Here is a 1,620-nt window from a genome sequence, read left to right as displayed (position 1 = left end):
TAGGACAAAGTTTATGGATTTAGGATTAAAAGATAAAGTGGCTTTGATTACGGGAAGTAGTGCGGGAATTGGGTTTACCATTGCTGAAAAATTAGCAGAAGAAGGCTGTCACTTAATTATTTGTGGTCGCAATTCCCAACGCTTAGAACAAGCTTATCAATCTCTGGCTCAAGCTTATCCTGTCCAAGAAATTCTGCGTTTAGTGGCTGATGTCCATCAAGCTCAAGATTCTGAACAATTAATACAGGACTCTTTAAATCAATATGGCAAAATTGACATTTTAGTAAATAATTCTGAAGGAGCTAACTTTGCTGATAATTTAATTGAAAACCTTTCCGATGAAGATTGGTTAAACGTTTTTCAAGGAAAATTAATGGGTTATATTCGCTTAACCAATTTAGTGTTACCGATTATGAAAAAACAACATTGGGGAAGAATTGTTAATATCATTGGGACATCGGGAAAAGAGCCATCTCCTCGTTTAGTTAAATCGGGTGTTGTCAATGCAGCTTTAATGAATTTTACCAAATCAGTAGCTAGACAAACCGCCCCCTATAATGTTTTAATTAATAGTGTTAACCCCGGCGTTATTGATACCCCTAGACATCGAGAATATTTAGAAATTTATGCCAAAAAGCAAGGAACAACCCCAGATTTAATCCGAGAAGGAATTCTAAAAACAATTCCCATGAATCGAATTGGTACGACTGAAGAATTTGCTAATCTCGTTGTATTTTTAGCTTCAGAATGTGCGAGTTATATAACGGGAATTACTATTCCCATCGATGGTGGTTTATCCTCGTCAGCATTTTAAATTCAACCCTCCAGCATCATCAACAAGCATCATGAACACACAAACTAAACTCTCAAACCAAGCTCTTAACTATTATCCCATCGCAGATAAACAGTTTTTTCCCGTGTATTCCTATATGAATAATAGGATTAATATGTGGAATACAGAAAGAAAATTAAAACAAGAACTTCTCAATAATTCTTCAGTCATATTTGTTTATCAAATGGGGAAAGTCGGTTCAATGAGTACCTATTTGACCCTAAAAAAACATCTGCAAAATCAAGCTATTTATCATATCCATAATCTGAATTCAGAACATTTCTCAAAAATTTGGGAAACAATGCAACTGGAGAAACATTATCATGCTTTTACCTTTGGGCATTCCTGTATGACCAAATATTTAAGCGAACACATTGAGGAAATTAAAAATCAAAAAAATATTAAAATTATTACTGGAGTCCGAGAACCCATCGCCCGTAATATTTCTTGGTTTTTTCAAGTCATTCATTGTCAATCTGTTTTTCCTGAATTTTTCATAAAATATCAAGAAGGATTAATCACAATGGATGAAATTATTAAAAAATTTTGGTCTCAAAAATTTGTTTATGGAAAGCAGTTTGACTGGTTTGAAGAAGAATTGCAACCAGTTTTCGGCATTGATATCGCTTCCATTGATTTTCCGAAAGAAAAAGGTTATGCGATTGCGAATTTCCCCGACAGAAATATTGACTTATTAGTCTTAAAATTAGAAAAACTTGATTCTTGCTTAAAAGAAGCCCTAGAAACTTTTTTAGGTGTTGAAAATTTAGATTGTGAACGACTTGACC

Annotated in this window: 2 protein-coding genes; both read left to right on the top strand. The window is 33.8% G+C overall.

What is annotated here, in order from left to right; translation table 11 throughout:
- Nucleotides 1–13: 13 nt before the first annotated feature.
- Entirely contained in the window at nucleotides 14–814 is an 801-nt protein-coding gene (locus PX636_RS18375; RefSeq protein WP_002796359.1) for an SDR family oxidoreductase, read from the top strand.
- Nucleotides 786–1,620, top strand: an 835-nt coding sequence (locus PX636_RS18370; RefSeq protein ID WP_288118205.1) for a putative capsular polysaccharide synthesis family protein, incomplete at its 3' end; no start/stop codon positions are given. The genes PX636_RS18375 and PX636_RS18370, both read left to right, overlap by 29 nt.

It is taken from the genome of Microcystis sp. M53598_WE2, assembly GCF_030067735.1.
Lineage (GTDB): Bacteria > Cyanobacteriota > Cyanobacteriia > Cyanobacteriales > Microcystaceae > Microcystis > Microcystis aeruginosa.
Note: the sequence above shows the minus strand (reverse complement) of the source record. Positions and strands in the feature narration are given on the sequence as shown.